Here is a 1,304-nt window from a genome sequence, read left to right as displayed (position 1 = left end):
AGCGCATCGCCCATCCGGGCTGCCCATAACGCGTCAGACATATAGGTTAAAGACTGTACAAAATATTGTAGAAGGAGGTTTGCTTATCGTTTATCAGTGACAGATCGTGGCCTGTTGGAATCTTTTCAAATTGCACTTTAGTAACGGCCATTCGACGCTTGATCACGGCTTCCAGCAGTTTGCCGAATAGCGCATCATCATCGACGAATTTTTTTAGCTTCAGAATCTCTCGTGGGCGGGTTCGCAGGATATAAAAAGCATAATTCATCAAAATAATACTGGAAACGAAAAGGTTTTCGGTTGATTGAAGTGGGTTGACGGTATCGACCAAGGCTTCAAAAGCCTGCTGCCTGTGGTGGGTATAGTTATACAGGAACACGTCGGGATACATGAGCTCGCTGTAACGATCATTAAAATTCAAGCGATAATTTTTATTATCCGGCGTAACCAATAGTTCAACGATGTTTGTCTGGAACGCTTTCAAGGTGCTCAGCAGTGCGTGTTCTTTTCTGGTGTCTGCTTTAATCGTCTTGTATATCACGTTAATCAGGTCCAGCAGTGCTATAGATCCAAAAGCCTCGGTCACCATCAGCAGCTGGTTATCCTTGATACTGAACCTGCGATACACCTCGTCATCAATGCTCAATTCAAAAAGCAGGAACGTGAGCATGTGGTTCCTGAACGCCGCGTCCTCATCGATAGGGCTATTTTTTAGACTGATCAGTTGGATCAGATAGAAGAAAATAAAATAGTCTTTATTAGTGCGTTGACGATTGTCGATGTCCAACAAATGACCAAAGCGAGACAGGACGAGTAGAAGAGCATAGCAGTCCGCCTTCGTAAATCCCTGTTTCAACATGGCTTTTTCAAAAGCGCTCGCGGAAAAGAGATCGTGCCAACGGCTCACATAAAGCGTTGTTCCATTGCTTTTCTTGGCGGCAGCGGAGAGTAATAAGGGTTCGTCTTCCTGATAAAAAATAACGCCCAGTGACTGAGGAGCTGGCCGGATGTTCAGGAAACTTTCAAGCTTGTATGAAATGAGATTGAAGATATCCATTTTGTCGTTATCCGCAGGTCTTCCACTTTCCGTTCGCCCCTTTTTTCTCGACGCGAAAAGAGGTGATGGTTTTGTTGAATTTGTCGAGTATCCGAAAACCTACACCTTTTGCCTTGGGCTCATTGGTCTTGGAGAGTACGCCATCTTTGAGGCCCGTCTCTTTATAGTCAACGGTAGAAATGTCCTTATGGTCGTTGAGCATGCTCACCCCTTCGTTATTGACGGTCGCTACCACGCGGTACTCTTC

General features: G+C 45.2%; 2 protein-coding genes. Both read right to left on the bottom strand.

Annotation, left to right across the window (positions count from 1 at the left end):
- Positions 1-46: 46 nt before the first annotated feature.
- Positions 47-1,057: a hypothetical protein gene (locus HBO41_RS29315; RefSeq protein ID WP_017135811.1), complete on the bottom strand. Its 1,011-nt coding sequence runs from the start codon at positions 1,055-1,057 to the stop codon at positions 47-49.
- 7 nt (positions 1,058-1,064) lie between these two features.
- Positions 1,065-1,304 (bottom strand): hypothetical protein (locus tag HBO41_RS29310; RefSeq protein WP_222933974.1); only part of this gene is annotated, 240 nt, incomplete at its 5' end.

The sequence above is a fragment of the Pseudomonas sp. WS 5146 genome, assembly GCF_012985495.1.
Lineage (GTDB): Bacteria > Pseudomonadota > Gammaproteobacteria > Pseudomonadales > Pseudomonadaceae > Aquipseudomonas > Aquipseudomonas edaphica.
The sequence above is the reverse complement of the archived record's forward strand: the minus strand, read 5'-3'. Positions and strand labels throughout refer to the sequence as shown.

Excerpts from the sequence above, each read along its gene's own strand:
- HBO41_RS29315 (WP_017135811.1), bottom strand. The coding sequence starts at position 1,057 with ATGGATATCTTCAATCTCATTTCATACAAGCTTGAAAGTTTCCTGAAC.